The organism is Mesorhizobium sp. B2-4-17, assembly GCF_006441275.1.
Classification (GTDB): Bacteria; Pseudomonadota; Alphaproteobacteria; order Rhizobiales; family Rhizobiaceae; genus Mesorhizobium.
In genome coordinates this window covers 95,544-121,982 of sequence record NZ_VFUX01000021.1, presented here as the reverse complement: position 1 = coordinate 121,982, position 26,439 = coordinate 95,544, and the positions used below count along the sequence as shown (strand labels likewise).

The 26,439-nt window shown below is 62.9% G+C and carries 29 protein-coding genes; 4 read left to right on the top strand and 25 right to left on the bottom strand.

Going from position 1 to position 26,439, the window contains the following annotated elements; translation table 11 throughout:
- Window positions 1–134: 134 nt before the first annotated feature.
- Genes FJ548_RS18115 through trbB form a run of 11 tightly spaced genes read right to left on the bottom strand, consistent with a single transcriptional unit; the run spans window position 135 to window position 9,751 of the window.
- Window positions 135–359, bottom strand: a complete 225-nt coding sequence (locus tag FJ548_RS18115; RefSeq protein ID WP_140778587.1) for a DUF2274 domain-containing protein — start codon at window positions 357–359, stop codon at window positions 135–137.
- A 2-nt stretch (window positions 360–361) separates the two neighbouring features.
- Entirely contained in the window at window positions 362–1,516 is a 1,155-nt protein-coding gene (locus FJ548_RS18110; RefSeq protein ID WP_140778586.1) for a TrbI/VirB10 family protein, read from the bottom strand.
- Window positions 1,513–2,568, bottom strand: coding sequence for a P-type conjugative transfer protein TrbG (gene trbG / locus FJ548_RS18105; RefSeq protein ID WP_246678698.1), 1,056 nt, complete (start codon window positions 2,566–2,568; stop codon window positions 1,513–1,515). Before trbG ends, FJ548_RS18110 begins: the two co-directional genes overlap by 4 nt.
- Window positions 2,565–3,254, bottom strand: a complete 690-nt coding sequence (gene trbF / locus FJ548_RS18100) for a conjugal transfer protein TrbF (RefSeq protein ID WP_140778585.1) — start codon at window positions 3,252–3,254, stop codon at window positions 2,565–2,567. The genes trbG and trbF overlap by 4 nt, the downstream gene beginning before the upstream one ends.
- 3 nt (window positions 3,255–3,257) lie before the next feature.
- On the bottom strand, window positions 3,258–4,604 hold the full coding sequence (gene trbL / locus FJ548_RS18095; RefSeq protein WP_140778584.1) for a P-type conjugative transfer protein TrbL: 1,347 nt from the start codon (window positions 4,602–4,604) through the stop codon (window positions 3,258–3,260).
- 2 nt (window positions 4,605–4,606) lie between these two features.
- Entirely contained in the window at window positions 4,607–4,933 is a 327-nt protein-coding gene (gene trbK-alt, locus FJ548_RS18090) for a putative entry exclusion protein TrbK-alt (RefSeq protein WP_140778583.1), read from the bottom strand.
- Window positions 4,934–4,944: 11 nt separating this feature from the next.
- The gene (trbJ, locus tag FJ548_RS18085; protein WP_140778582.1) at window positions 4,945–5,703 is read right to left on the bottom strand and encodes a P-type conjugative transfer protein TrbJ; all 759 of its coding nucleotides are present in this window, start codon (window positions 5,701–5,703) and stop codon (window positions 4,945–4,947) included.
- Window positions 5,700–8,147 carry a conjugal transfer protein TrbE gene (gene trbE / locus FJ548_RS18080; RefSeq protein ID WP_140778581.1) on the bottom strand — a complete coding sequence of 816 codons (2,448 nt, stop codon included), beginning with the start codon at window positions 8,145–8,147 and terminating at the stop codon, window positions 5,700–5,702. Before trbE ends, trbJ begins: the two co-directional genes overlap by 4 nt.
- Window positions 8,148–8,157: 10 nt before the next feature.
- Window positions 8,158–8,439, bottom strand: a complete 282-nt coding sequence (locus tag FJ548_RS18075) for a VirB3 family type IV secretion system protein (RefSeq protein WP_140778580.1) — start codon at window positions 8,437–8,439, stop codon at window positions 8,158–8,160.
- Window positions 8,439–8,771, bottom strand: coding sequence for a TrbC/VirB2 family protein (locus FJ548_RS18070; RefSeq protein WP_140778579.1), 333 nt, complete (start codon window positions 8,769–8,771; stop codon window positions 8,439–8,441). The genes FJ548_RS18075 and FJ548_RS18070 overlap by 1 nt, the downstream gene beginning before the upstream one ends.
- Window positions 8,768–9,751 carry a P-type conjugative transfer ATPase TrbB gene (gene trbB / locus FJ548_RS18065; RefSeq protein ID WP_140778578.1) on the bottom strand — a complete coding sequence of 328 codons (984 nt, stop codon included), beginning with the start codon at window positions 9,749–9,751 and terminating at the stop codon, window positions 8,768–8,770. Before trbB ends, FJ548_RS18070 begins: the two co-directional genes overlap by 4 nt.
- A 274-nt stretch (window positions 9,752–10,025) precedes the next feature.
- On the opposite strand from trbB, the gene FJ548_RS29885 reads away from it, so the two are divergent.
- The 3 genes from FJ548_RS29885 (at window position 10,026) to FJ548_RS30500 (ending at window position 11,936) form a co-directional block, all read left to right on the top strand.
- Window positions 10,026–10,175: a hypothetical protein gene (locus FJ548_RS29885; protein WP_181168829.1), complete on the top strand. Its 150-nt coding sequence runs from the start codon at window positions 10,026–10,028 to the stop codon at window positions 10,173–10,175.
- A gap of 211 nt (window positions 10,176–10,386) precedes the next feature.
- Window positions 10,387–11,439 (top strand): hypothetical protein, encoded by a 1,053-nt coding sequence (locus tag FJ548_RS18060; RefSeq protein ID WP_246678697.1) that lies wholly within the window; start codon window positions 10,387–10,389, stop codon window positions 11,437–11,439.
- Between the two features lie 71 nt (window positions 11,440–11,510).
- Window positions 11,511–11,936 (top strand): Fic family protein, encoded by a 426-nt coding sequence (locus FJ548_RS30500; protein ID WP_246678696.1) that lies wholly within the window; start codon window positions 11,511–11,513, stop codon window positions 11,934–11,936.
- Window positions 11,937–12,033: 97 nt separating this feature from the next.
- Here the strand turns inward: FJ548_RS30500 and FJ548_RS18055 are convergent, their stop codons facing one another.
- From FJ548_RS18055 to FJ548_RS18000, 12 genes are all read right to left on the bottom strand, one after another.
- Entirely contained in the window at window positions 12,034–12,489 is a 456-nt protein-coding gene (locus FJ548_RS18055) for a CopG family transcriptional regulator (RefSeq protein WP_140778591.1), read from the bottom strand.
- A gap of 4 nt (window positions 12,490–12,493) precedes the next feature.
- The gene (locus FJ548_RS18050) at window positions 12,494–14,482 is read right to left on the bottom strand and encodes a conjugal transfer protein TraG (RefSeq protein WP_140778577.1); all 1,989 of its coding nucleotides are present in this window, start codon (window positions 14,480–14,482) and stop codon (window positions 12,494–12,496) included.
- A 23-nt stretch (window positions 14,483–14,505) separates the two neighbouring features.
- The gene (locus FJ548_RS18045) at window positions 14,506–16,245 is read right to left on the bottom strand and encodes a VirD2 family relaxase/mobilization nuclease (RefSeq protein ID WP_140778576.1); all 1,740 of its coding nucleotides are present in this window, start codon (window positions 16,243–16,245) and stop codon (window positions 14,506–14,508) included.
- Between the two features lie 243 nt (window positions 16,246–16,488).
- Window positions 16,489–17,139, bottom strand: coding sequence for a lytic transglycosylase domain-containing protein (locus tag FJ548_RS18040; protein WP_246678701.1), 651 nt, complete (start codon window positions 17,137–17,139; stop codon window positions 16,489–16,491).
- Window positions 17,140–17,265: 126 nt separating this feature from the next.
- On the bottom strand, window positions 17,266–17,601 hold the full coding sequence (locus FJ548_RS18035; RefSeq protein ID WP_140778574.1) for a DUF736 domain-containing protein: 336 nt from the start codon (window positions 17,599–17,601) through the stop codon (window positions 17,266–17,268).
- A 70-nt stretch (window positions 17,602–17,671) separates the two neighbouring features.
- The gene (locus FJ548_RS18030; protein WP_140778573.1) at window positions 17,672–18,217 is read right to left on the bottom strand and encodes a S26 family signal peptidase; all 546 of its coding nucleotides are present in this window, start codon (window positions 18,215–18,217) and stop codon (window positions 17,672–17,674) included.
- Window positions 18,214–18,732, bottom strand: coding sequence for a DUF2840 domain-containing protein (locus FJ548_RS18025; RefSeq protein ID WP_210242681.1), 519 nt, complete (start codon window positions 18,730–18,732; stop codon window positions 18,214–18,216). Before FJ548_RS18025 ends, FJ548_RS18030 begins: the two co-directional genes overlap by 4 nt.
- A gap of 101 nt (window positions 18,733–18,833) precedes the next feature.
- Window positions 18,834–19,115, bottom strand: coding sequence for a helix-turn-helix domain-containing protein (locus FJ548_RS18020; RefSeq protein WP_140778571.1), 282 nt, complete (start codon window positions 19,113–19,115; stop codon window positions 18,834–18,836).
- Between the two features lie 127 nt (window positions 19,116–19,242).
- The gene (locus FJ548_RS18015; RefSeq protein ID WP_140778570.1) at window positions 19,243–19,746 is read right to left on the bottom strand and encodes a DUF2285 domain-containing protein; all 504 of its coding nucleotides are present in this window, start codon (window positions 19,744–19,746) and stop codon (window positions 19,243–19,245) included.
- On the bottom strand, window positions 19,637–20,005 hold the full coding sequence (locus FJ548_RS30495; protein ID WP_246678700.1) for a DUF6499 domain-containing protein: 369 nt from the start codon (window positions 20,003–20,005) through the stop codon (window positions 19,637–19,639). Before FJ548_RS30495 ends, FJ548_RS18015 begins: the two co-directional genes overlap by 110 nt.
- A gap of 127 nt (window positions 20,006–20,132) precedes the next feature.
- Window positions 20,133–20,393 (bottom strand): DUF2285 domain-containing protein, encoded by a 261-nt coding sequence (locus FJ548_RS18005; protein ID WP_140778569.1) that lies wholly within the window; start codon window positions 20,391–20,393, stop codon window positions 20,133–20,135.
- Window positions 20,394–20,796: 403 nt separating this feature from the next.
- Complete coding sequence (locus FJ548_RS18000; protein WP_140778568.1) at window positions 20,797–21,999, bottom strand: DUF932 domain-containing protein; 1,203 nt, start codon at window positions 21,997–21,999, stop codon at window positions 20,797–20,799.
- A 401-nt stretch (window positions 22,000–22,400) separates the two neighbouring features.
- Between FJ548_RS18000 and FJ548_RS17995 the strand changes: the two genes are divergently transcribed.
- The gene (locus tag FJ548_RS17995) at window positions 22,401–22,955 is read left to right on the top strand and encodes a MucR family transcriptional regulator (protein WP_246678695.1); all 555 of its coding nucleotides are present in this window, start codon (window positions 22,401–22,403) and stop codon (window positions 22,953–22,955) included.
- Between the two features lie 97 nt (window positions 22,956–23,052).
- Here the strand turns inward: FJ548_RS17995 and FJ548_RS17990 are convergent, their stop codons facing one another.
- Window positions 23,053–23,364, bottom strand: a complete 312-nt coding sequence (locus tag FJ548_RS17990; RefSeq protein ID WP_140682099.1) for a DUF736 domain-containing protein — start codon at window positions 23,362–23,364, stop codon at window positions 23,053–23,055.
- Window positions 23,365–24,171: 807 nt separating this feature from the next.
- A complete protein-coding gene (locus FJ548_RS17985; protein ID WP_140778567.1) occupies window positions 24,172–26,283 on the bottom strand; it encodes a ParB/RepB/Spo0J family partition protein in 2,112 nt (703 codons plus the stop codon).
- Between the last annotated feature and the right edge of the window lie 156 nt (window positions 26,284–26,439).

The following is a 26,439-nucleotide window of genomic DNA, read 5'->3' as shown; positions in this document are numbered from 1 at the left end:
GCACCTCCGCATCCATAGGAATCAGACTTCAGTCGAAAAGGGAATCCCAACGATTCACCCTATTCGCCCGACGCTCTCTAGTGAACCGTGCTGCCCTTTGGCATTGCTCCTTCTGCCTTGCGGCGAGGTGGCCCTCAACCTTTCCGCTCCTGCTTGGTTTTGGCAAAGCCCCGATCCGTCCCGATGAAGCGCTCCAGCATAGGTACGACCAGTCGCACAGGATCCGCGGCTGGCTGACCCGATTCGCGCCCGAGGATCTCGGCATATCTGACCAGGTCGCGGTGCAACCGCGCCGGCAACTCCAATGTGACTTTGACCGGCTTGTCGTCTGCAATCGGACCGAGTTTCAGCTTGGCCATTTTCAGCCTCCATAGGGTTCGAGCACGAGATCACGCGTAACGACGACACGCACATTAAAGCCCGGCCGTATTGTCAGCGTCGGTGCGATGTTGAGCTGGCGCTGGACGATCTGCTGGCCCACCTGGCTGAGGCTGTCGGAAGCGCCGCCGCGCAAGGCGCGCACGATGTCACTTTCCTGGCCCGAAGAGCCGGCTTCGGCTCCGACGCTGAGGATGGTGGTGAGTGCGGCCGCCTTGAACAACTCGCCCCAATGATATTCGACGCCGTCCTCGAGGCCGGCATAGCCTTGGGCGTCGGTGCCAGGCTGGCGTTCGAGAACAATGGACCGGCCATTTGGAAGGACGAGCCGGCTCCAGACAAGCAGCACGCGCCGCTGGCCGAAGCCGACCCCGTTGTCGTACTGGCCAATGACGCGTGTGCCTTGCGGTATCAGCAGCAAGCGACCCGTCGGGCTGTCATAGACATTTTCGGTGACCTGAGCGGTGATCTGACCAGGCAGATCGGAACGGATACCGGTGATGAGTGCCGCAGGGATGACGGCCCCTGCCTGGAGCACATAGGGCGACGCCGGCGGCATGACGCGATCCGGCGCCAGCGTGCGCCGATCAGCGGCCGCACTCAGAAAGCCGAGCTGACGGTCTTGCGCGGTCGACTGGCTGGTCTGAACGGCAAGGTCGGGAGCGGCGAGGTTTTGCGCGGAGACTCCTCCAGGCGTTTCGGCCATCGCCGCGGTTGCCTGTCCCGTCTGGAAGAATACACGCGAGGTTCTGGCCGCCTCCTGCTCGGCCCGCCGGCGCTGTTCGGCCTCATCGACCATAGGTGTCGCGATGGTCGGCGGCACGACGGGCTGTCCCTTGTTTTGTGCATCAAGCATCGGCCGGCCGAGATCGCCGGGAAGCGGCGGCCCAAGAACCGGACCTGTGTAGTCTCGCGGCAGGCTGGCCAGTCCATCGGCGGGCTGCCTGTTGGACGTCGAGTAGAGCTCGTCGCCATGCGAGCCTGTTTCCCCCGTTTGAAGCGCGTAGATCAACGCACCGCCGACACCAAGCGATGCAACCAGGCTGATGCCGGCGAGCACTTTGCGCGACAGGCGGGTGACACGCGGCGGATCGGCGCGAAGCTGCATCGGGGAAGCTGTGTTTTCGTTCTCGTTCATGACTCCTCCCCTCCCCTTTGCCGGGGTGTGCTTGTGTCGCTCGGCGTTGGACGGAGACTTGACGTCCTAGTCATTCTTGCGGTCCCGTCGGTGCGGACGATCCTGACGGTCTGCTGCCGCTTGCCGCTGCCAAGCCGCAATTCGGCCGCGCCGAAGAGACGGTCGACAATTAGGGTGTTCTGGTAGACGCGGCCGTTGGCGATTTCAGCCTCGCCGTCCGGGCCGATGAGGAAGATAGGCGGCATCTCGCCTTGCACGATGCCGCGTGGGAACTCGACATAGACGCGCCTGCCGTCGTCATAGACGCTGACCGGCCTCCAAGGCGCCGTATCGCCGGTCAGACCATAGCGGTAGTTGCGTGCGGTGACATCGGGAATCACCGGTGTCGAGGGGATCGTCCGCGCCTGTCCAGCCGGAAGCGTGGGATAGGCCCACGCCACCGCGGGCATGTACGGCTTCTCGCCCGATTGCAGCTCGATCATGTAGCTGCGCCGGTCGGTGGTGATGACGAGATTGGTGGTGATATCGGCGCGCAAAGGCTTGACCAGCACGTGGACGCGCCTAGTGACGCCAGATCCGCTTTCAGTGTCGCCGATGATCCAGCGCGCGGTATCGCCAGCCGCCATCGGACCTTCACCTGTCAGGCTTTCGCCAGGCTCAAGCGCGATATCCGTTATCTGCCCTGGAGCGGCATAGACCTGATAAAGGGCTCCTTCACTCCACGGATAAATCTGAATGGCGTTGTAATAGCCCTCACGACGCGGCTGGACGCGCGCCGCCGCGTTGGCGTTCTCGACGCGCGCCGCTGGCGTGCTACCGGCCGCGCCACCCCGGGCCGGGACCCACCCCGGTGGAACGTGCAGCGGTTTGGGCCTCTCATCGAGCGCGGCTGCCGGAGCGGCGGGCAAAGGCGGCACGTACGCATCATAGGAGATCTGAGGTGGTTCCTGCGGTGTGGCGCAACCGGCAAGTGCAGAGCCCGATAGCAACACCACGGCAAGCGCCGACCTTCTCAAAGCCGGAGTGGCGATGACACCCAATGGCAGGTTCATTGGCTCATCTCCCGCGACCAGTTGATGGCGTTGACGTAGATGCCAAGCGGATTGGCCCGCAGCCGGTCGGCGTCGCGCGGCGGCTGGATCACGGTCGTCAGGATGGCAGCCCATCGCTCGGTGGTGGAGAGCTGGCCATTTTCGTAATGACGCTCGGCCCAGGCGACGCGAAAGGAGTCCGCCGAGGCACGAATCACGGACGAGACATCGACGGAGACCTGCTGCTTGCCGACCTTGGAGAAGGGGTCATTGACACGAGCATAGTCGTTGAGCGCCGCGGCGCCCCCGTCGGTGGTCCATTCATAGGCGCGCAGCCAGTTCTGGCGAACAACGATCGGATCGGCCGGGATGGAGCGGACCTGCTCGATGAAGCGGGCGAGATGCCAGGCTATCTGGGGATCGGTTGGCTTGTAGTCCGTGGTCGCAGGCGCGAGTGCCTGCCCCTGTCCGAGCGTGTCGACCTGTACCACCCAAGGTACCACGCTCCCTCGCAATGACTGCGCCACCAAGGCGGTAGCAAAGCCCGCCGAGAGGATTAGCGATCCGAAGGCCATGGTGCGCCAGTTTCTGGCCTGCACGCGCGCTGAGCCTATGCGTTCGTCCCAGACCTGCGCGGCCTTCTGATAGGGAGTTTCGGGTTGAGGCGTCTTGCCGTAGTGGACGGCGGGCCGTCGAAAAACGTTCATTGGTCAGTTGCCTTCTGAGAGAGAAACGGAGCTGCCGCTGCCATGGGCATCGCCAGCGCGGACCGCGTGGGCTGCGGTCTGGACGCCATGCGACAGGCGCTGGGACCGCTGCATGCGTTTGGCCCAGTCAGGGGTATTTTGCGCCGCCTCACCCAAGTCGGCGGCGCGGGCGACGGAAGGGTCGCTTGCGCGTTCGGCATTGCCTCCGACCGTCCCCGCTGTCGCGGTTTCACCGATCCCAACGCGGGCGGACTGTGGACCAACGGCGGAGGTCGATTGCACTGATTCACCGCCACGCGCGGCGGCACGCCTGAGCGGCGAGCCATTGTGCGAAACACCGGCGCTTGCAATGCCACCCAAGCTGGAACCGACAGCTGCGGCGCCACCCTGGCCAGAGGAGCCTGCAGTCGCGCCGCCACGCGCAAAGGAACCGCCTGCGGAGAAAGCCGCCGAGCCGCCGCGTGCCGCCAGGCCTGCGGCGCCACCGGTGGCAAGCACCATGCCGCCTGCGGCCAGGCCCGTACCGACGGCGGCGCCCGCACCAAGCTGCGGTCCGCCGGAGACGATGCCGTTGGCAATGCCAGGACCGAATATGCCGAGACCGAGAAGCGACAATGCAGCCAGGACGATCGCCATGGCTTGATCGATCGTGGGGTTTTCGCCGCCGAACCCTTGAGTGAACTCGCCGAACAGCGTCGAGCCAATGCCGATGACGACGGCCAGCACCAGCACCTTGATACCCGATGAGATGACATTGCCGAGCACTCGCTCGGCCATGAAAGCGGTCTTGCCGAAAAGACCGAAAGGGATCAGCACAAAACCGGCGAGCGTCGACAGCTTGAATTCGATCAGCGTGACGAAGAGCTGTACCGCCAGAATGAAAAAGGCGAGTAACACCAACGCCCAGGCGAACAGCAGGCAGACGATCTGGATGAAGTTTTCAAAGAAGGAGACCCAGCCCATCAGGCCGGAAATGGACTCGAGCAGCGGTCGTCCGGCGTCCAGACCGGTTTGCGCCACCTTGCCGGGGCGCAGCAGATCTTGGGCCGAAAAACCGGTGCCGCTCGCCTTCAAGCCAAGACCGGAGAAACTCTCGAAGACAATGCGGGCAAGGCTGTTCCAGTTGGAAATCAGATAGGCGAAGACGCCAACGAACAGCGTCTTCTTCACGAGGCGGGCGAGGATGTCGTCTTCGGCGCCCCAGCTCCAGAAGAGAGCGGCGAGCGTCACGTCGATGACGATCAGCGTGGTGGCGATGAAGGCAACTTCACCGCCAAGCAAGCCGAAACCGCTGTCGATATAGCGGGTGAAGGTACCAAGGAATTGGTCGATGATGCCGGTGCTGCCCATGCCTATCGCGCCTCCGGCCGGGTCGCGTCTTGCGACTGCGGCGCGGGCGGCTCGGAGGTCGAGCTCCCAGACGGCGCCTTGAAACCGAGGAACCGTTCGCGCTGCTGCGCCCACAAGCGCAAGCACTCATCGTCACGCAAGGCAGCCTCGCCCAGGCCTTGGCAATGGCGTAGGCTCTCGCGAACTGGATCCGGCGTCGAAGGTGCCGGCACCGCGGCCGCGTTGCCGACCTGACTCTCCTCCTTTCGGGTCATCTCGAGAGCGGTCGCCGTGACGACGACTGCAACGAAGACAAGGGCGACGATGCGCGCGAAGGTCTTGCCGTCCATCGTCCCAAACCTCAGCGGTTGAACATCTGGGCATTGCCGGCCTGATAGCCGGAGCCCGGGGTCAGGAAACGGCGGCGCTGTTCGCGACCCTGTTCGGCGGCCGCGGCACGTTCGGCATCGGTCAATGCCTGAGCGCGGCCGTTGGCCGCGACAACGGCTGTAAGGTCGGCGAGCTGCTGGGCCTGCAGCGCGAGAAGCTGGTTGCCGGCTTGGGTTGCCTGGAGCGCCCCTGTCGCGGACTGGCTAGAACTGACCAGGGCCGACATTTGTGTGCGGTTGGTGTCGATGTTTCCGACGACACCCGCCTGCACGCGCATGGCATCCTGAAGGCCACCAACAGTGTTGCGCCAGCGCGAGCGCGCATCGGCAACGAGCGCTGCATCCAACGCGGAGAGCGAGACGGCGCCGTATTTCTGCTGGAACATCTGGTCGACCTGCTGCACGTCGAAGGCGACGTTCTGTGCCTGGTTCAGCAGCTGCTGCGTCCGCTGCACCGATTGCTGCAACTGCTGGAGCGAGGAGAAAGGCAGGCCCGCGAGATTGCGGGCCTGGTTGATCAGCATCTGGGCCTGGTTCTGCAGCGAGGTGATCTGGTTGGTGATCTGCTGGAGCGAGCGCGCGGCCGTCAGCACATTCTGGCTGTAGTTCGATGGATCGAATACGATGAATGCGTGTGCCGGAGTAGCCACCATCGGCAAGACCATGAGCGGCGGCGCGAGCATGGCTGCGGCGAACACGAGGGCGCGCGAGCGGGATCGACGAGTGTTCATGATTGAGGCTCCTTTTCGGTTTGGGGGATGAGATTGGGAATTAGGTCCGCGGCCCAGCCAAGGCCTCGCGCACGCAGCCAGGCGGCGAGGAAGTTGTCGCGGCCATGCTCGGCGACGATGCTGGCGATCAACGCCTGGTCCGTCTTGGAGGATCCGGCGCAGAGCGCCAGGCCGATTTCCGATAGGCCGAGCTCAAAGAGGCGGTTGCCACGCCGGGATTGGCAGTAGTAGTCGCGCTTGGGTGTCGCGCGCGCCAGGATCTCTATCTGGCGGTCATTGAGGCCGAACCGGCGGTAGACGGCAGTGATCTGCGGCTCGATCGCGCGCTCGTTCGGCAAGAGCAGGCGCGTCGGACAGCTCTCGATGATCGCCGGTGCGATATCCGAACCGTCAATGTCGGACAAGGACTGGGTGGCGAAGATGACGCTAGCGTTCTTCTTGCGCAACGTCTTCAGCCACTCGCGCAGCTGGCCGGCAAATCCCTCGTCGTCGAGCGCCAGCCACCCTTCATCGATGATGAGCAGCGTCGGCCGTCCGTCGAGCCGGTCACCGATGCGATGAAACAGGTAGGTCAGGACGGCTGGCGCGGCCCCGGTGCCAACCAGGCCCTCGATCTCGAACGCCTGCACGGATGCCGCGCCAAGATGTTCGGCCTCGGCGTCGAGCAGTCGGCCGTACGGACCACCGATACAGTATGACCGCAGGGCCTGCTTCAAAGCGTTCGCCTGTAAAAGGACGCTCAAGCCAGTGATGGTGCGCTCTGCTTCGGGCGCCGAGGCGAGCGATGTCAGGGCGGTCCAGATATGCTCCTTGACGTCAGGGTTGATGTCGATGCCCTCGCGGGCAAGGATCGCAACGATCCAGTCAGCCGCCCAGGCGCGCTCATAGGCTTCGTGGACGCGGGCGAGCGGCTGCAGGGAGACGGAGGCCTGCGCACCTTCGGTGAGGTCACCCCCGAGATCGTGCCAATCACCGCGCATGGACAGCGTAGCGGCGCGGATCGAGCCGCCGAAGTCGAAGGCGAAGACCTGCGAGCCGGGGTAGCGCCGGAACTGCAGGGCCATCAGAGCCAGCAGCACGGACTTGCCCGCGCCGGTGGGACCGACGACGAGCGTGTGGCCGACATCACCGACGTGCAGGGACAACCGGAACGGGGTCGAGCCTTCGGTCTTGCCGTAAAGCAAGGGGGGGCTACCGAAATGCTCGTCCCGTTCCGGCCCGGCCCACATGGCAGAGAGGGGAATCATGTGGGCGAGATTGAGCGTCGACAGCGGCGGCTGGCGGATATTGGCGTAGGCATGCCCGGGCAATGAGCCCAGCCAGGCATCGACGGCGTTGACGGTTTCGACCATGGCCGTGAAGTCGCGACCCTGGATGACCTTTTCGGCGAGGCGCAGCTTCTCATCGGCAAGGCGTGGATCGACATCCCAGACCGCTATGGTCGCGGTGACATAGGCCATCCCCGACAGGTCGGCGCCGAGTTCCTGCAAGGCCATATCGGCATCGGCCGCCTTGTTGGAGGCGTCCGTGTCGATCAGCACGGACGCCTCGTTCGTCATCACCTCCTTCAGGATCGCTGCGATGCTCTTGCGCTTGGCAAACCACTGGCGCCGGATTTTCGTCAGCAGCTTCGCGGCGTCGACCTTGTCGAGCAGGATCGCACGCGTCGACCATCGGTAGGGAAAGGCCAGCCGGTTGAGCTCATCAAGCAGGCCGGGCGTTGTCACGGTCGGAAAGCCGATGATGGTGAGCACACGCAGATGCTGGTCACCAAGGCGTGGCTCGAGCCCGGTTGTCAAAGGCTGGTCGGCCAGCAGTGCATCGAGATAGACCGGCGTCTCCGGTACGCGCACGCGATGCCGCTTCATCGACACAGTCGAATGCAGGTAGGTCAGCGTCTCTCCATCGTCGAGCCAACGACATTCCGGCATGAAGCCGTCAAGCAGCGACAGCACCCGCTCGGTGCGGTCGACAAAGGCGCGCAAGATCTCATGCGGATCTACCCCAGACTGTTCGCGCCCCTCGTAGAGCCATCCTTCGGTCCGCGTGGCCTCCTCTGCAGGCGGCAGATAGAGGAAGGTGAGGAAGTAGCTCGAGACGAAATGGACGCCTTCCTCTTCGAAGTCGGCCTTGCGTTCGGCATCGACGAGGCCAGAAGCCGGGTCAGGAAACTGGCTTTCGGGATAGGTCGCCGCCACATGGCGCTGCGCTTCGACAAAGATGCTCCAGCCAGAGCCGAGGCGACGGAAGGCGTTGTTGATGCGCGAGGCGACCGCGACCAGTTCGGCAGCGACGGCGGAGTCGAGATCGGGTCCGCGAAAATTCGCGGTCCGCTGCAAGCTGCCATCCTTATTGAGCACGACGCCAGGTGCGACGAGGGCAGCCCAGGGCAGATAGTCGGCGAGGCGGCTGGCGCTACGGCGAAATTCGCCAAGGTTCATCATGGCCGCGTCCTCAAACCGACAAATGACTGGGAAGCCGCACATGCCGGCGGCCGACTTCGAAGAAGAGCGGATCGCGTTTCGCGGCCCATACCGCCGCGGCATGCCCAATCGCCCAGAGGATGAGACCGACCAACCAGAGGCGCAGGCCGAGGCTGACCGCGCCAGCGAGTGTGCCATTCAGGATCGCGATCGATCGCGGCGCGCCGCCAAGCAGAATGTGCTCGGTCAGCGCCTTGTGAACGGTGACTGACCATCCCGGCACGGTATCGAGCTGTTCGAAAGCGGTTGCCATCAGATCAAGGCTCCGCCGCCGAATGAGAAGAACGACAGGAAGAAGCTGGAGGCGGCGAAGGCGATTGACAGACCGAAGACGATCTGGATCAACCGGCGAAAGCCGCCCGAGGTATCACCGAAGGCAAGCGTCAGGCCCGTCACGATGATGATGATGACCGCGATGATCTTGGAGACCGGTCCCTCGATCGATTGCAGGATCTTCTCGAGAGGCTGTTCCCAAGGCATCGAGGAACCGGAAGCATAGGCGGCCGGGGCCACTGTGAGACTGATAGCAAGGGTCGTGACCGCGGCAACGGTATTGCGGTAGCAGCGTAAAAGGACGGCGATCATGAATTGTCTCCCGTGTCGGTAGGTTTGGCTTGAATGATGCGATAGTCGCCGTCGGGGCCGAGACCTTCGACACGCGCGAGTTCGGCAAGCCGCCGCGCGGAGCCGCGTCCGGCGAGCACCGCGACGAGGTCGATGGTTTCGGCAATCAGCGCACGCGGAACGATGACGACGGCTTCCTGGATGAGTTGCTCGAGCCGGCGCAGCGCACCGATGCCGGAGCCGGCATGGATGGTGCCGATGCCGCCGGGGTGGCCTGTGCCCCATGCCTTGAGCAAGTCGAGAGCCTCCGGACCGCGAACTTCGCCGATTGGTATGCGATCGGGCCGCAGGCGCAGCGACGAGCGAACCAGGTCCGACAGCGTCGCGACGCCATCCTTGGTCCGCATGGCGACAAGATTGGGAGCCGCGCATTGCAGCTCACGTGTGTCCTCGATGATGACCACGCGGTCAGACCCTGTGGCGACTTCGGCGAGCAAGGCGTTGGTCAGCGTCGTCTTGCCGGTTGATGTACCGCCTGCGACGAGGATATTGGCACGGGTGGCGACAGCGGCGCGCAATGTCGCTGCCTGTTGTGTGCTCATGATACCTGCCGCGACATAGTCTTTGAGTGTGAAGACGGCGACAGCAGGTTTACGGATGGCGAAAGCAGGCGCTGTGACTACAGGCGGCAGCAGTCCTTCGAAGCGTTCTCCGGTGTCCGGCAACTCCGCCGAGACGCGCGGCGAGCGGCCATGCACTTCCGCGCCGACATGATGGGCGACCAGTCGTACGATGCGCTCGCCGTCAGCGGCCGAGATCATCTCGTCAGTCCCGGACAGACCGTCGGCGAGCCGATCGACCCAAATCCGGCCATCCGGGTTCAACATCACTTCGACGATTTTGGGATCGTCCAGGAACCGGCTGATGGCCGGCCCGAGCGCCGTCCGCAGCATGCGCGAGCTGCGCGCTCGTCCTTCGGTATCGTTGTGCGAAGCAGCCATTTTGTCCCCGTTTCGCTCGGGAACAATTCAGATGGTCCCCGGTCGGGGATAATTAAGAGAGGGGTATTTTGGGCCGCTGCAACAAGTAAATCGAGCATGCGTAGTGTGGCGTGCAAATACAGGCAAACGGCGGCGCCGCTATCGCCCTCCTGCGAGACGAGGACGCTTCCGAGTTCGAAACGTTAAGACCCCTGCGTCTCCGTATGTGCACCTGATAGTCACAGCATCAGCAAGATGGTCATCGGCGGCCCCTGATAGTCACAGCATCAGCAAGATGATCATCGGCATCGGGGCTCTCGGCGCCGCCGTCGGCGGCATGATCATCATCATGCTCATCTCCATGATCGTCGTCGTCGCCGATCAAGCCCTGATTGCTCTTTGCCGATTCCCACGCCGGCTTTTGCGCTACAAGGCTAGCCAGTAATAGCCTTCGTCGGCATGGGCATGGCCTAGGCCAGTTTCAATTCAAGGGCGCAGGAGCAAGCACCTCCTACAGCTGTCCAGTAGCTTATTGCACAAAACCCTAAAAATGGTGCAACATAATAACCTAATATTCGCGCAGCACAAAAACCTAATGGTAGAGCAGCGCGAAACCCTAATGAACGCACAACACAAACACCTAAGGACCGTGCAAAATGGCACCGCCCCATGAGAAATTGGCCGAGTCGCTCGCAGCGCTGAAGGAACTGCAAGATCGGCACATCGTCGCCATCCGCTCGAGTGATCTCTCACGCACCCATCGCGAGCGGCTCCTCAAAGGCGGCTTCCTGCAAGAAGTCATGAAGGGCTGGTACATCCCGGCCAATCCCCATCAGCGCCAGGGCGAGACGACGGGTTGGTACGCCTCATTTTGGGATTTTTGCACCAGCTATTTGAGCGATCGCTTCGGCAGAGACTGGTGTATCGGCCCCGAAGCCTCACTCTCCTTTCATGCCGGCAATCGTACGGTCCCGGCGCAATTGCTGGTGCGATCTCCCGCTGGAGGCAACAAGCCAACCAGCCTTCTGTACGGCACCTCGATTTTCGACATGCGCGCCAGCTTGCCGGTTGCTCGCGATATTACCGAAACAGACGGCCTTCGTCTCTACGCATTGCCGGCAGCGCTCATCGAAGCCTCACCCGGTTTCTTCACGCAAAAGCCGACCGACGCGCGGACGGCACTGGCGATGTTCTCGGATGCCTCTGAAATTCTCACCCGCCTGCTCGAAGGGGGGCATAGCACGATCGCCGGCCGCCTCGGCGGTGCCTTTCGCAACATTGGCCGCGAACGCATCGCAGATGACATTGTCCGCAGTATGCAGGCCGCCGGCTACAAAGTTCGCGAAACCGACCCGTTCGACACGCAGCTGGAGTTGTCCCTGCCGCGCCGCGAGACGTCACCCTATGCCGGACGGATCAGACTGATGTGGCAGGAAATGCGCGGTGCGGTAATCAAGAATTTTCCAGAAGCACCTGGGCGCCCGAGTGACGTCGATGGCTATCTTCAGCGCGTCGATGACGTCTATGCCGCCGATGCCTATCATTCGCTTTCCATCGAAGGCTATCGAGTCAGTCCCGACCTGATCGATCGGGTGCGCAGCGGCACCTGGAACCCCGACAGGAACCCGCAAGACGGCGAGCACCGCGACGCGCTCGCGGCTATTACCAGGCCTTCGAAGCGGTCAAACGCAGCGTGGCGTCTGTCCTAGCCAATCAAAACCCTGGCCGGGTCGTCGATGACGATCATGGAGAGTGGTACCGCGAGCTATTCGCCCCCAGCGTGACCGTTGGCATCGTCAAACCCGGCGATCTCGCGGGCTACCGCGGCGAGCGCGTGTTCATTCGCAATTCGATGCACGTTCCGTTGCCGCCCAATGCCGTGCGGGACGCGATGCCTGTCTTTTTTGAGATGCTCGAAGCAGAGGAGCATCCGGCTGTTCGGGTCGTCCTTGGGCATTTCATTTTTGTCTATGTCCACCCCTACATGGATGGGAATGGCCGCATGGGTCGGTTCTTGATGAATGTCATGATGGCGGGCGGCGGCTACCCTTGGACTGTCATCCCGGTGCAACGCCGCGCCGATTACATGGCCGCTCTTGAGCAGGCCAGTGTTCACCAGGACATCGTCCCGTTCAGCCGTTTTCTCGGAGAACTGGCAAATCAAGGACTGTCGGGGAAGGCAACCGCGTCACTTCCCGGCAGTTGAGCAGTCACTGTCAGGTGAAACGGCAACCCAAGGAATTTTAACGCTGCGGCAGCCCGCCGCCGCAATGAAGAGGCTGTTGGATGGCGCGAACAGCAGACTACAATCCGGTTGAGGACGGAAGTCCTTTGTCATCCATCGGATGAACATCCTCCGAAATCTCCTGCCGCAGTTTCGGTCCCTTCGCCAGGCGCTTACCCAAGGCGGTGACGAAGGCGTCGTAGCGTTCCGCAGCCTTGGCGCGCGCCGCCTGGGCGGCGGGCTCTGGCAAGGACGGCATTGTCGCGAGCCAGAAGCGGACGAACACCGCCAGGGTTTCGACCGCGATGCCGATATCGCGCTCCTGTCTGGCCAGGCGGCGATCGACCTGGTCGAGGCGTTTGGCAATCGCCGCCTCGCGACGCTCGTCCGCATCCGGCGACAGGAACGAAGCGATGGCAGCCTCTGCGATCATGGATTGAGGTTGATCGCGCCGCGCCGCGTAGTCGCCAAGCATGGTCATGATCGTCTGATCGAGATAAACCGAGATCTGTACTTTCTTTTTGCGTCCGGTCATGGCCCTACAACTCCATGCCATCATCGGGGTCGAGCGAAACCTGCCGCGCCACGCCCTTCATGAGGCGAGCCAGGCGTCGATTGCGGATGGCATCATCGTCGTCGGTATCGTCGCCTGGATCGATCTCAAACTCATTGTCGATCGGGCCTGTCTGCTCGACGGGCCGCGCACGATTGAGTTCGGGCTGCAGGCGTCGTTCTGATTCCGTTGGATCGCCATCGTCGTTTCCGGCCATACCGGAAGCGATGGCAACCTCAGGTCGGGTCGGCAACGGCAGCTGGTTCCAGTCGCCAGGATCGGCCGTCTCGGAACGACCCAACTGTGGTGTCGGCAGGATGCGCTCCCGAAAGCGGATATCTTCGTAGTATCGCGCCTTCTTCGCCCTGATCGGCGGCGCCCCCGCCACCATCACGATCTCATCGGTCGGCGGAAGCTGCATGATCTCGCCGGGGGTCAGAAGCTGTCGCGCTGTCTCCTGCCGCGACACCATCAGGTGTCCGAGCCAAGGCGAGAGCCTGTGGCCGGCATAGTTCTTCATTGCACGCATTTCGGTTGCCGTGCCAAGCGCATCGGACACGCGCTTGGCGGTCCGTTCATCGTTGGTGGCGAAGCTGACGCGCACATGACAGTTGTCAAGGATCGAGTTGTTCGGACCGTAAGCCTTCTCGATCTGATTGAGCGACTGCGCGATGAGGAAGCTCTTCAGGCCATACCCGGCCATGAAGGCCAGGGCGCTCTCGAAGAAGTCGAGACGGCCAAGGGCCGGGAACTCGTCCAACATCAGAAGCAAGCGGTGGCGGCTGGTCTTTTTGCACAGGTCCTCGGTGAGGCGGCGTCCGATCTGGTTGAGGATAAGGCGAATGAGCGGTTTGGTCCGATTGATGTCCGAGGGAGGAACGACGAGGTAAAGCGTTGCCGGCCGTTTCCCGCCGACGATGTCGGCGATGCGCCAATCGCAACGACGGGTCGCCTCTGCGACCACCGGATCGCGATAGAGACCGAGGAAGGACATCGCGGTCGAAAGGACGCCTGAGCGTTCGTTGTCGGATTTGTTGAGCAGTTCGCGCGCCGCGCTGGCGATGACCGGATGCGGGCCGGCTTCGCCGAGATGCTTGGTCTTCATCATCGCTGCAAGCGTCGATTCGATCGGGCGCTTCGGATCGGAGAGGAAGGCGGCGACGCCGGCCAACGTCTTGTCCCCCTCGGCATAGAGGACATGCAGGATCGCGCCGACCAGCAACGCGTGACTGGTCTTTTCCCAATGGTTGCGCTTCTCCAGGCTCCCTTCCGGGTCCACGAGAATGTCAGCGATGTTCTGGGCGTCGCGGACCTCCCATTCGCCGCGGCGGACTTCCAGCAGAGGATTGTACGCGGACGACTTCGCATTGGTCGGATCGAAGAGCAGCACGCGGCCATGCAGGGCCCGGAAGCCGGCGGTGAGTTGCCAGTTTTCGCCCTTGATGTCGTGGACGATCGCCGATCCCGGCCAGGCAAGCAGCGATGGCACCACCAGGCCGACGCCCTTGCCGGATCGAGTTGGGGCAAAGCACAGCACGTGCTCGGGCCCATCGTGGCGCAGATATTGGCGGTCATAGCGTCCGAGCACCACGCCATCATCGCCGAGAAGACCGGCTAGTTCCACCTCCCGCCTGTCGGCCCAGCGTGCCGAACCATAGGTCTGAACGTTCTTCACCTCGCGCGCCCGCCACACCGACATGCCGATCGCGACGATGATTGAAAGGAACCCGCCCGACGCGGCGACAAGGCCACCCTCCAGAAAGATATCCGGAGCGTAGGCATCATAGAAATACCACCACCAGAACAAGGCGGGTGGATAATAGACGGGCAGCCCAGCGAGCTCGAACCAGGGTGGCCCGAGCTGGGCCTGAAAGCCCAGCCTCCATGCGGTCCACTGCGTCGCCGCCCAGATCGTCAACAAGACGATCAGGAAGACGGTGAGGATCTGACCCCAGAGGATCTTCGTGGCGGACATGGCATGGTCCTTTCTTAATACTGTCAGAGACCAAGCCCGCGTTTGCGAGCAAAGCTCCAGTCAACGGCGCCGTCATAACGAGCGACGCCTGAGACGTGCTGGCCGAGATGCTTTTCGAGAGAGGGCGTCCAGGGGACGAGTTGGAAACCAAGTCCATCGTCAATCATGGCGAAACGGCCGGAGGCAAGCGACAGGCGCTGGCGATAGGCGCCGGCGACATATTCGCCGCTGGCGGAACGGTTGAAAGGCCGTCCGGTGTCAGCCGCGAGCTTATCGCCAAGGTTCTCGAGTTCGCGGCGGCGCAGCGTGCCGAGCAGGTTGCCGTTGAAGACGATCCGGTTGCCTTGCCGTTCTGCCAGCCCTTGATTGATCAGATGTTCGGCCCGCCGGTTCAAGGCGTCGCGGACCTCGACGCCGAAGCCGGCCTCGGACAAGGCGGCAGGCTCGCGAGCGATGGCCTGACGGTCGAGCCAGGTCGCACCTGATGCAGCAACCTGTGCGTCCACACCAAGATCGGAGCGCACCGCGAGTGCTATTCGTCGCACCCCGCGCGCATCATCGAATTTACGCAACTCGACGATCGATCCCGGCCCGCCGTCGCCAGTAGCTTCCAGATCGGCAAGCTTGATGTGATGGGTGCGTCCATCGACGCCGTCAACGATGGCGTAGGCCGTGCCACTCAGTTCGTTGTCGAGGCCGCGATCGACCAGCCGGCCGAGTATCGGTGTATCAAGGCGCTCTGCGGCCAGAACGTAACTGGCTGGACCGCGCTCGATGGCTTGCGCACCCAATGCGCGGTGCATACGCTTGATAATGTCGCCGCGCTCGCCGAGCTCGCGCAGTGTTGCTTCTGCCCGGTCGTCGATGACCCATTGGCCAGGCCCGATCTGGTCGGCGAGACCAAGTGTCTCCAGCTTGCGCAGACGGCCGACCTTCAGCGCATGATACTCATCAGGTTGCTTGTTGGCATACGGGGCGAGATCGATGACGCCGGCGTCGCGGCTGTTGCGAAGCAACTGACGATCGAGTTGCGTCCAACGCTCGGACTGGATCTGGCTCTCGAGCGCGCGGCGGATATCGAGATCGGTACGCGGCCCCAGTTCCTGGGTAATCAGGTCGCGCGCCCGGTCGCGCATGCCTTCCTTGATGTAGTCGCGCGAGATGACCAGATCCTTGCCGTCATCGCGAACCCCACGCACGATCAGATGAATATGCGGGTGCTCTGTGTTCCAGTGATCAACGGCCATCCAGTCAAGCCGCGTTCCGAGGTCCTTCTCCATCTGCGCGACCAGATCGCAGGTGAAGGATTTGAGGTTGGCCATTTCGAGGGCGTCGTCGGGCGAGACGATGAAGCGGAAATGATGCCGGTCGTCCTCGGCGCGTGCGGCTAAGGCCGCTCCATCGGCGTCCTCTGTCCCCGGCCCGAACAGCCGCGCCTTCTCCCCGTCCCGGGTTACACCCTCGCGCCGCAGATAGCTCAGATGCGTGCCGAGCGGAGCTGTGCGCACGGAATGGCGGACGACGCGCGCCTTGACGACGGCGCCTCGCGAGCGCGAAGTGATGAGGCGATTGGCCTGGATGCTGGCGCGCTGCCCGTGACCAAAGCGGGAGCGATTGCCGGAAACGATCCGGCCCGAGCGCGAGATGCCGCAGCCGGCTTTTTTTGCCGCGGCCAATGCCTGGGCGATGAACGGCCGGGCCTGCTGTGCGCGCGTCGAGCGAATGCGGCCAGGTCGAATACGGAGCTCGCGCTCATTCACCATGGCGATATCCCGCAATGTGGAAAACAGGAGGCAAATACACTGACTTGGTAGCGGTGCCCACATTGCGCCGGGGGTATGCAATGTGCGGAACGCGCCAGAAAATCGTGCAAGAACAACCGACGGACCGACGCGCAATGTGCGCGCTTTTATCCTGCCGTCCTCCGGTCATGTTGCCTGCACCTGGCCTCTGCGCACGCTTTGGCACGCCGGAGTACGAGACAATGCGAAGAGCGCTGGGACGGCTCATGGCGAAGACTTTTGGCGCGCTTCGGGCACAAGCAGGCCGCTCCGCTGTGGTGCGACATGAAAAGGAGCATATGCGGTCTCTTCGCTTGAGGCACCATCGGGCAGGCGCCCGAGTTGCACCCGATCGTCACCCAAGCTGCCGGTCGGTCGCGCGGCAAACAGCGGCGCGACCCTCCAGTCCGGCGGTTTGGATACCGCCGGGTTGATAGCGTTCGGTGTGCCGTCGTTGCCGATCGCAGATAAAACGATGGCAACGTAGGCGCGCGTCTCCTGAGGCAGCCGCCGCCCTTGCAACGACATCTCGTAGCGTCCGGGGCCAGCATTATAGGCAGCAATCCAGCCAGGCGATCCGTAGCGATCCAGCAGCTCGCGAATATAGGCCGAGCCCGCGACGATGTTATCGTGCGGATCGTAGGGATCGCGGCCGAGGCGATATCGGACGCGCAGACCGGCCCAGGTTTTGGGCACGATCTGCATGAAACCCATGGCGCCCTTACGCGAAGTGGCGTGTTGATCGCCCGCGCTCTCGGCGACAAGCACGGCCCGGATCCAGGCGGGCGGAAGCCGGAAGCGGCGCGCCGCTTCGGCGATGTGGGCCTCGTAGTGATTGCGCGCCGACGGCGTGACGACCGCCGGGCTTTGCGCCAACGCATTCGCGGGAATGACGCAGACAACGCAGAGCTCGCCAAGCAGCGCGAGTGCCGACCACGCGGCCCTGCGAAGCAAGGCAAGCGGCCCCGACTCATTTGTCGACCGACGGCGCACAGACATCGCTCAGTCCTTTTCGGCACGGTCGCGTGGACGCGACCACTGCAGCGACCAGGACTTGTTGTCGTCGCCGTTCTGGAAGAGATTGGCGCGGATCGGTTGCGCGAAGGTTGGATCGTCTATCTGCAGCGATACGAACGCGCCGGCCTTTTCACTGGTACGTTTCCATCCGGCGCCGATCGCGGGGCCGTCTTCGCCCCCGACGTGCACGCGATAGTCGGGTGCGTTTTCCGTGTCGTTCGCCTCGGCCTCGACGACCGCGACGTCGAAGTTGAGACTGAGTGTCCGGATGCGCCCCGAATAGCCGGTTTGAGTCCGCGTAAACTCTCCGATCTGTGGCATGTCGTAGCTCCTGTCGTTGATGGTGCACGGTGATGAAAAGACGGCGCGAGCGGCGGCGCAGGTGGCGCGCTCACCGCGCTTGCGCGCGCCATTGAAAGCGGCCGTAGCCTTGCTCGTCGATCCACAGTGGGACCGCGCGGCCGATGATGTGGTCGGTGGAGAGGAGACCAAAGTAACGACCGTCGAGACTGTCGCGGACCTGCGTGTTCATCAGGAACACATCGCCGCTCGGGATGCGTCGGCAGCCCTGCCAGCTTGGCAGATCGCGGCCAGCGCGATCGCGCTTGAGCGCAACGCCAACGTCAACGCCATCGACTGCGATGGTCAGATCGCTCCGGCAAACTTTTTGACCGGAAACGGCGAGGATATGCTTCAGAAGCAGCACACCCTTCGGCAAGTATCCCCGGTCGGCAAGGAAGGTTGCGAGCGGTTCGGGCGTATCGACAGCTACGAGCGCTGTCGATACGCCTGGTGCGCCGGCGTCAATCCGGTAGAGGCCGATCGGAGCGCTGGCTGATGCATTCCAGACGAACTTCGGCGAAACCGTCGTGACGACCGGCCAGAGCACGCCCATGCTAGCCAGCACCGTGGCGACAACAAAAGCGGGCCGGGTCATGACTGGACCCGTCGCCGCGACTGGAAGGCGCGATGCAGGTCCAGCGTATAATCACGAGGCTCCTGCCCGGCGGCCATCCGGTTCTGGACGTGCCGCCAATGATCGGGCGAGGCTGTCCCCGGATCGATGCCGAGGCGCTCGATGGCATCGATCGCCTGCAGCACCCGCTCGACTTTGGGCCAGCCTTCGACCTTGAGCAGGATGTCGCCGCCTGGTCGCACAAAGGGCAGCGTCTGATAGGCTTCGCCGTGAGCGACGGCGCGCACGATATCGACGCGGGAGATGATCGTGCCGAAGTCGTTCGCCGCCCAGCGGACGAACGCAAAGGCAGTACCAGGGCGGAACGATAAAATGCGCCGGCGCCGGTCGAGGATCTCTTCCCGAGCGGCCGAACCGAAGCGAATCCAGTACTCGATTTTCTTCTCGACCCACGTCAGATCGACATGGGTGAGGCCATCGTTCGGCAACGCGTCGTGCGCTGATCGGCCCGAACAAGCGTTCGCGATATCTGTCATCATCGGTCTCCTGATCGTGCCGGCGCCAAGACCAATCGAGAGCGGGGCCAGCGGTGCCTGCGTGATCGAGCTGCGCCGACTTCGCGGCGATCGTCCGCAGTTCAGCGTCCACCGCGTCCGGCCAGGGTCGCGGGCGCCGGCCAATGGCGCTTGGCGGGAAGGACGGAGCCGCGCGGATCGGTGGTCGAGGTCACGGCTCCGCGCTCAGCCCAGGTCTGCAGGTCGTCAACGTCGTAGACAACGCGGCCGCCCAGTTTGCGATAGGCAGGACCGGTGCCATAGGTGCGGTGCTTTTCGAGGGTGCGTGATGACAGGCTGAGGAATTCTGCGGCTTCCTTGGTGCGAAGAAAGCGCGGCGGCAAAGCGGCGAGGTCTGGTCGCATTATCGGGCCTCCGTGGGGCTTCAGAGAACCGCTGGCGTTCAGCGGCGGACGGCGATTACGGTGGCGCAGTGGCGGCTTCGCATGGGATGGGGAAGATTGGGGGGCGTGATATTTCCACCCCCGAGCGCTAGGACCGCCTGTGGTGGCGCAGGAGTTGCAGGTAGCCGCCGCCGATCATCGCGGCCCCGCCCTTGACGAGACCAATCACGGCGTCGCGCAGAGACGAGGTTTTCCATGGATTGGAGGCGACACGCTCTTTGCCATAAAAGGCAGTGGCGATGTCACGGTAGCTGGCGCCGTTCCTGCGGCCATCGGCGGCCCGCATCATCAGGCGCAGGCGCCGTCGCTGCGGAATTGTCATTCGCGTGTCCGGTGGTACCGGCCGCTTGTGATAGCCACGCCAGAAACGGATGAGCGCTTCGACTCGCCCGAGCGTTTGGGAATCCAGCGGGATCAGGGCCGCGAGTTGCCGGTTTTCTTCGCTGCCGGGAAGGAGGAGAAGTTGTGTGGCGATCACACCGTCATGGACGGCATGGAATCCTTGCGGACTCTGGCGATGCGAACCGAACCCGCCGGGCGTCGTGTACGGTTCGAATGACAGGAAATCCGGAGAAGGCATGAGGGTCAGCACGGCCGGATCCACCAAGGGGGACCAGAGGACGTTCTGCGTCAATGCTGACAAGTCGGGTCTGGCCGGGAAATCGCAACCCCCAGAGCTGCTGTGTTTCCGGTGGAAACGGTTCGCTCTCGGCACCCGCGTCAGCGAGCGTTAGAAAGAGCCGCCGATAAGGATCGGAGCGCCGAAGGCACTCCCAGGCGAGACCTTCGACCGGCAGATTGTCGAAGAACTCGTAGCGGCTGTCGTCCCGCCAATGCGATGTGTTCGGCATCATCGTGCGGCTCCTCGCTGAAACTGCAAGTTGTGCTGGAATCGATTCCGCGCTTAGGCGGTTGGCGGAAGACCCGGAGGAGACATCGCGTGATGCCTTTTCGGCATCGCCGGCTGCGCAATGCTCGCTAGGTATCAGTCTGGCGCAGAAGATGGCGGTAGCCTGTGCGCGTCATCCAGCGTGCCCGCGACAGATGGCTATCGTGGATGCGTCGCGCGCGCTGTGGCTCCTTTGTCGGATCAATCCCGAAGAGGACCTTAACCACCTCGCGCCAATCCGCGCCGTCGGCGTCGGCGTCAAACAAACGCATGTAGAGTTTTACGTGTCGGCGATCATACTCGGTGAGCTCGTCCCCGGTCGGCGCGGTTTCGTCAAACGGCTCAATCATGGTTGCCTCCCCTTCAAGACGTAAAGCACAGACCCTACAGGTGTCATGGTCCCGGCGCAGGAGGCTCAGCAAGCATCACGCGATGCTGTGCCGGCATCGCCTCCGGAACTGCGAACGGATTGGGCGCTGCCTTCTACGTCTCAAGGCGGTCCCAACGAACTGGAGCGACGCCGTTATCACGAAGTGGCCCAGGAAGACTGGCAAGCTGCTCGTACTGGGGCATTCGACTTTGGCGTTGTTAATGATGGAGTTGGTTGATGTGACCGCCGTCGCGTCGCGAGCCGGGCGGAGCCCGGCGAGCGGCGGCGGCCAGCCAGATGCGGCCGCTTTCATCGATCCGGGTTCAGGGATCGCCGGAAATCCAGCTGCGCGGCCTATGCCCGACCGCGCAGCGCCAAGACAGTCAGGCAGCCTTTTCCAGCAGTGCCTTTGCCTTTCCTTCAAGCTCAAGCCGGCTGTCTTGGTGGGATTTGGTGCGGGCGTGCGCCGTCATCCCCTGCACGAAATCAAAGATGCTTTCGGGCGGCCTGCCTTCCTCCTGCAAGACGGACTCGATGATCTTGCCGGTTTCGGCCTTGCAGAAACCGCGCTTGCGCAGGAAGCTTTCGCGGTCGTCATCGCTGCGGGCGACGATCTTCTCGCGGGCGGCCTTGATGCCGGCGATGAATGGCGCCGGTGAGGAGTTCGCGAAACTCGTCAAGGCCGGCGCTGCCTCATGGGCAAAACGCTGCGCGGCAAACTTCGAATGCCGGATGCTGATTTCTTCGAAACCTTCGACGCCCCAAAGGTTGCGGTTCATGCAAACCGCGCGAAGATAGAACGAAGCGATGCCCAGGGTCTTCGATCCGACTTCCGAATTCCAGCAATAAAATCCCCGGAAATACAGATCCGGCTCTCCATTCGGCAGCCGTCCGGCCTCGATGGGGTGGGTGTCATCCACCAGAAACAGGAAAACATCTCGGTCACTGGCGTAAAGCGTCGTGGTATCCTTGGTGATGTCGACGAGGGGATTGTGCGTCATGGTCGCCCAATCCAGCACGCCCGGCACCTTCCAAATGGTATCGCCGGTGCCGTTGCCTGCGATCCTCATGACCGCTGCGACAAGCTCATGATCCCAGATGCGGCCATAGTCCGGCCCGGTGACGGCGCGAAGCTCGATCCGTCCGTCTTCCGTCTCCAAGGTCTTCATGAGCTCGGCGCGATGGGAAAGCAGGCCGTGCTGCAGGTTGATACCAGCCAGCGGCGCAGGAAGCTGGCGCATGTAGGTGGCGGGTGCGCCGACAAGGCTGCACAATTGGCCGAAGCTCCAATGCGTGGGCGCTAACGGCTGGTCCTGTCCGGGCACAATGAGCGCAAGCCTTTCCGCATTTGCGCGGCTGGCCTCAACCCTTATTGCCCGGCTCTCCACAGTCCTGGCGGTGGCGCGATCCGCACGGGCGCCCACGCTGTTGTAGAGCTCGGTAAGTGACAGATAGCGCTCGTCGTCTGGACGCGAAAACCATTCCGAGGACACGCGTCCAACGCGCTCGCCGCGCGAGATGTCCACGCGAAAGCTGCCGGTTACAGGCTGCTGCTCGTTGCCATTGGTATTCGTGATCATGTTCATTGCTCTCACTCCTTTTTCGTCAAAGCCGAAGGCATGTCCCCCGGCATGCCTTCCGGAGGCGCGTGAGCGCGCGGGAGTGATGGGGGCCAATGCGGTCGCGCGGAGCCGGGCTGCGCGGTCGAGCGAAGCGGACGGAATTGATTTGAGAGTCGTGTGATTCAGTCAGCCGCTTTGCGAGCCGGCGGCCCTGCTCTGCAACAGACGGCAATGGTGGGGAAGCGAGGGAAAGTCCCCTCGCTTCCCGGAAGGCTGTGGGTGAGGTTCGTCCGCTGCCGATCCCAACAAAGGAAGCGAAGCTTGCCGCCTTGAATCTCACAATGTGACGGGCAGTGTTGGCAGGCTAACGATTTGTTTTCTTATTTGCCGAAAAAGACCTTTTAGCCAACACGACTGCCTGACGGATGACCAAGAGGAAAATATCCATGACCATTTCAAACGAACAGCAGGACAAAGCTGATTTCGTATCCATCGCTGCTGATATTGTAGCTGCCTATGTGTCGAATAATCCGGTGCCGGTCACCGAACTGCCAAAGCTGATAGGCGACATTCATGCCGCGTTGCAGGGGATCGGTACGCCTGCGGCCGAGCCTGTGGTGAAACTGGAGCCTGCCGTATCGATCAGGAAGTCGGTGACGCCGGACTACATCACCTGCCTGGAGGACGGGAAAAAATTCAAATCCCTCAAGCGACACCTCAGCACGCACTACAATCTCAGCCCTGACGAATACCGGGCGAAGTGGAGCCTGCCCGCCGATTATCCGATGGTGGCGCCGAACTACGCTGCCGCCCGCTCGGCGCTGGCAAAGGCTGCCGGGCTCGGGCGCAAGCCAGCGGAGCCCACACCGGCGGTGACCCCCAAGCTGAAACGGGCTGCGCGCGCGATGACTGCGGCGACCAAGCCGGCGACCGCGAAGTCGCCCGTCAAGAAACCGCGCAAAAGCCCTGCCAAGGGCTAGTCGGCCCCGTTGCACCGCCTAGTCCTGGGCGGTGGCGGATCTGAACATGGCGAAGCCCCGTCCGCCGGACGGGGCTTCTCTTTGCTTGGTGCCGATTTCACTCGGCGGCGCGGCGGGACCAGATGAGGGAGAATTCGCCCTGCGTTTCGGTCTCGACCAGGCTCGCGTAGATCGGAGCGGGGAAGCTCGGATCGTCAAGCTTGACGGAGTGGTAGTCGCGGCCCTCTCGCGAGGTCTTCTTCCAGGCGGCGCCGAACTCGGTGGCGCCGGCGAAGATGCGGTAGTCCGGACCCTTTTCATTGTCGCCTTCGGCGGGGACGAAGTCGACCGCCTTGACGTTGAGGTTGAGGGTCTTGACCGAGCCCTTGAAGCCCTTTGCGGTGCTGGTGAACATGCCGATGGTAGCCATGGTGGTGGTTCCTTCCGTTTGATCGGGCCGCGCCCATCGCGTCCTCGATGGGGGTCTTGAGACCGGAGACGATCGGTCTGCACCCACCGGGGTCCCCGTTGCGCTTGCGCAAGGGGGTGGTTCTTCGGGCTGGAACGAAGTGGAAGGCGGCCAGCGATGGCTTTTTTGCTTCGCGATGCAAAGCCGGCCTCTTGGGCGGCGGCGGAAAAAAGCCAGCGCTGGACGTTGCAGGGAAACGATCGAGGCGAAGCCGATCTTCGGTCAGACCCAATCCATTCGAGGACGCGTGGGCGTGGCTGGTCACCTGACAGAAGGAACCACCCAAATGGCTACGTGGTAGCGCTTCGCTCTCAGATCGCAAACATTCTAAAGGCCGGTCTGAGGCGGCCTGATGCCTGCCGTCCAAGCGGAGATTGCTGTCCGCTGAGACAATGGACACAGATGGCAAAACGCGCTCACTGCCGGGTTGCCGCCCGCCAGTCGCATAATGGAAAGCGATCCTACCAAGAGGCCCAGACTTTCATATGGTCCAGCAAGACGGCGATCCGAGCTCCCCCCACTTCGACTATGCGCGCCTTTCAAGGCCAGCACTAGGCCGATAAGCCTCGAGTGGGACCGATGGACCGCCGTAGTATTTGCGACAAGCTGCAAAGAGGCTTGCCGTGGACGAGGCATCGCCAAGAGAAGAGCCGCCACCGTTTGCCGTGTTTCCATGTCATGCGGTCGAGGTCCCGGCCACGCTGAACGGCGTGGCCGGCAAATTCTAACGGTACCCAGAGCCGCCCAAGCGGCTCTGGGGATTGGCATTCATTCGGCGGCGACGTCGAAGCCCTTAGCGGCTTCGCTCGCACCGTCGCCATCGGAAGAGGCCACATGTGAATTGTCCAAGGATACTTGGTCCGCTGCGGAAGGCTCGTTCGCCATTACGTCCCCGGCTTCGACTGGAAGGTGGCCGACAACAGTCAAAGGCTGCAAGGTCCGCAAGAGCGCGGGAAGCCAGCCCGTCCCCGCCAGCAACTGTTCGGCGGCTTCCGCCATCGGCTGCTTCTTCAACGCCACAAGCGTTTCCGCTGCTTCACTGCTGACAGCCTCGCTGACTGCGGCGAGGATGTGCGCCTTGGTGATCCGCCCGAGATAGGTTCGCACGGTGGGCGTCCAATGTGCCGTCATATCGAGCCCAAGCGCTGCCGCCAGTCTGTCCGCCGTTTCGTGGGCGCGGGGCTTGCGCTCCCAAGGCTGTTTCACGGCATTGACGGTCAATGACGCGCAATGCGCAAACAGTGCCATGATGCTGGCAGGATCGAGCGAGGCGACGAAGCCCCAAAGGTCCGCCACGTCGGCCGGCATGTCCGCTGCCCAGCCGGCATGGCGATCCGCCAGCGCCTTGGCCGCTGCCGTGTCTTCAATGCCATCGGCGTGGCCGCCGAGATATGTGCAGGTCGGCCGTATTTCCAGGCAATGGGCTTCCATGCCTTGATAGAAGGCCTGTGCGGCGAGCGTATGCGTTACGGCGATGAGTGCAATGTCCGGCTGCTCGCCGAGCGCAAGGCGAAGGCCAAGTGTCCGGTGGGCAGTCAGGTCACGGACGAGGAGATCGGAAAGCGGCTTGCCGTCCTCCTCCGCGTCTTCATCGTTTCCATGATCGGGGTCCGAACTGGCATCCGCCTCGATGATCTCGCCATCACCATTGATGGTGTAGCCTTCGCCGCCTGCTTCCGCTGCCGGCAATTCGTCTTCGGCGCGAATGAAGCCGCGTTCGATGCGCGCCGTTCCGTCATGGGAGAGCACAACGAACACGCCGCCGCGCGCGATGACATCCGGGTCGTAGGCGTGACGCATTGCGTCGATGCGCTCGATCTCGGTTTCAAGCTCGCCGAAACGCTGATCGACATCGTCGGGCAATTCCTCGGCGCTCCTCCATTCTTCCGTCAGTTGGTTGAACGTATCGAATGCCGTCTGATAGGCGGCTTCGTCTTCTTCCGATAAAACCACTGGCTGCGGGTAGTGACGACGCAGACCATGTGCATGCGGGAAGTCTATGTGGACATCAGCCCATTTCCAGCCCTCGGCATGCCTGACCGTTTCGGCGATGCCTTGCAGCTTCTCGATGACCATCCGATCGAGCAGAGCCGCATCATCATAGAAGCCGCCGCGATCATCGGTGAACAGGTCGCGGATGATCATGCCGCCAGCGCCGGTATAGGCTTCCGCGCCAATGAAGACGGCACGGCGATCACTCGCCGCGACATGGGTTCGTGTCAGTTCGCGCCGGATGATGTAAGGCTCGCGGTTGTAGGTGAGGTTTTCGAAAACCTGCTCCTGCCGGGCGTGATCGTCGGTGATAGCGAACGCCATCAGCTGGTCAAGCGTCAGCTCGCCATCGCGATAGACCTGCATCAGCTTGGGGCTGACGGCACCAAGCCGCAGGCGCTGGCGCACGACATGGGCGGTGATGCCAAAGCGGGCGGCGATTTCTTCCGCACCCCAGCCACGTTCCTCGCTGAGCCGGCGGAACGCTTCGAACTGATCGGCAGGCGACATGTTCTCGCGCGTGACATTCTCGTCAAGGCTGATCTCATGCGGATCGTTCCTGGTGTCGATGACGCAGCGGATCGGTTCGGTCTTCTTGATCTGCTTGCGCTTCGCGCGCAAAAGCTGCGCCAGCCTGCGGCCTTCGCCGATGGTGACGAGATAGAAGCCGGTTTCCGCGCCCTCCCCGTCAAGCTCCGGCTCCACCACTAGGTTTTGCAGGATGCCTTTGGCGGCGATGCTGGCCGCATAGGCTTCGATGATCGCGTCGCTGTGTGGGGTCTTGCGCGCATTGCGCGGCGACTTCTTCAGCTTGTTCAGGGGAATGAAAACCTCCTTGCCGCTTTCGCCGGCAGTCGTGGTTTCCGCACTCTTCGCATGGATGGTCATGGTTCTGGTCCTTTCCCGTAAATGCCGAAGGCATGCCCCTCGGCATGCCTTCCGGGGGCGCGTGAGCGCGCGGCAGAGAGGGGGGCGAATGCCGGCGAGCGGAGCTGGGCTGCGCGACAAGCGGGGCGGAAAGGATCAGTTCAGCGGATTTTTAGT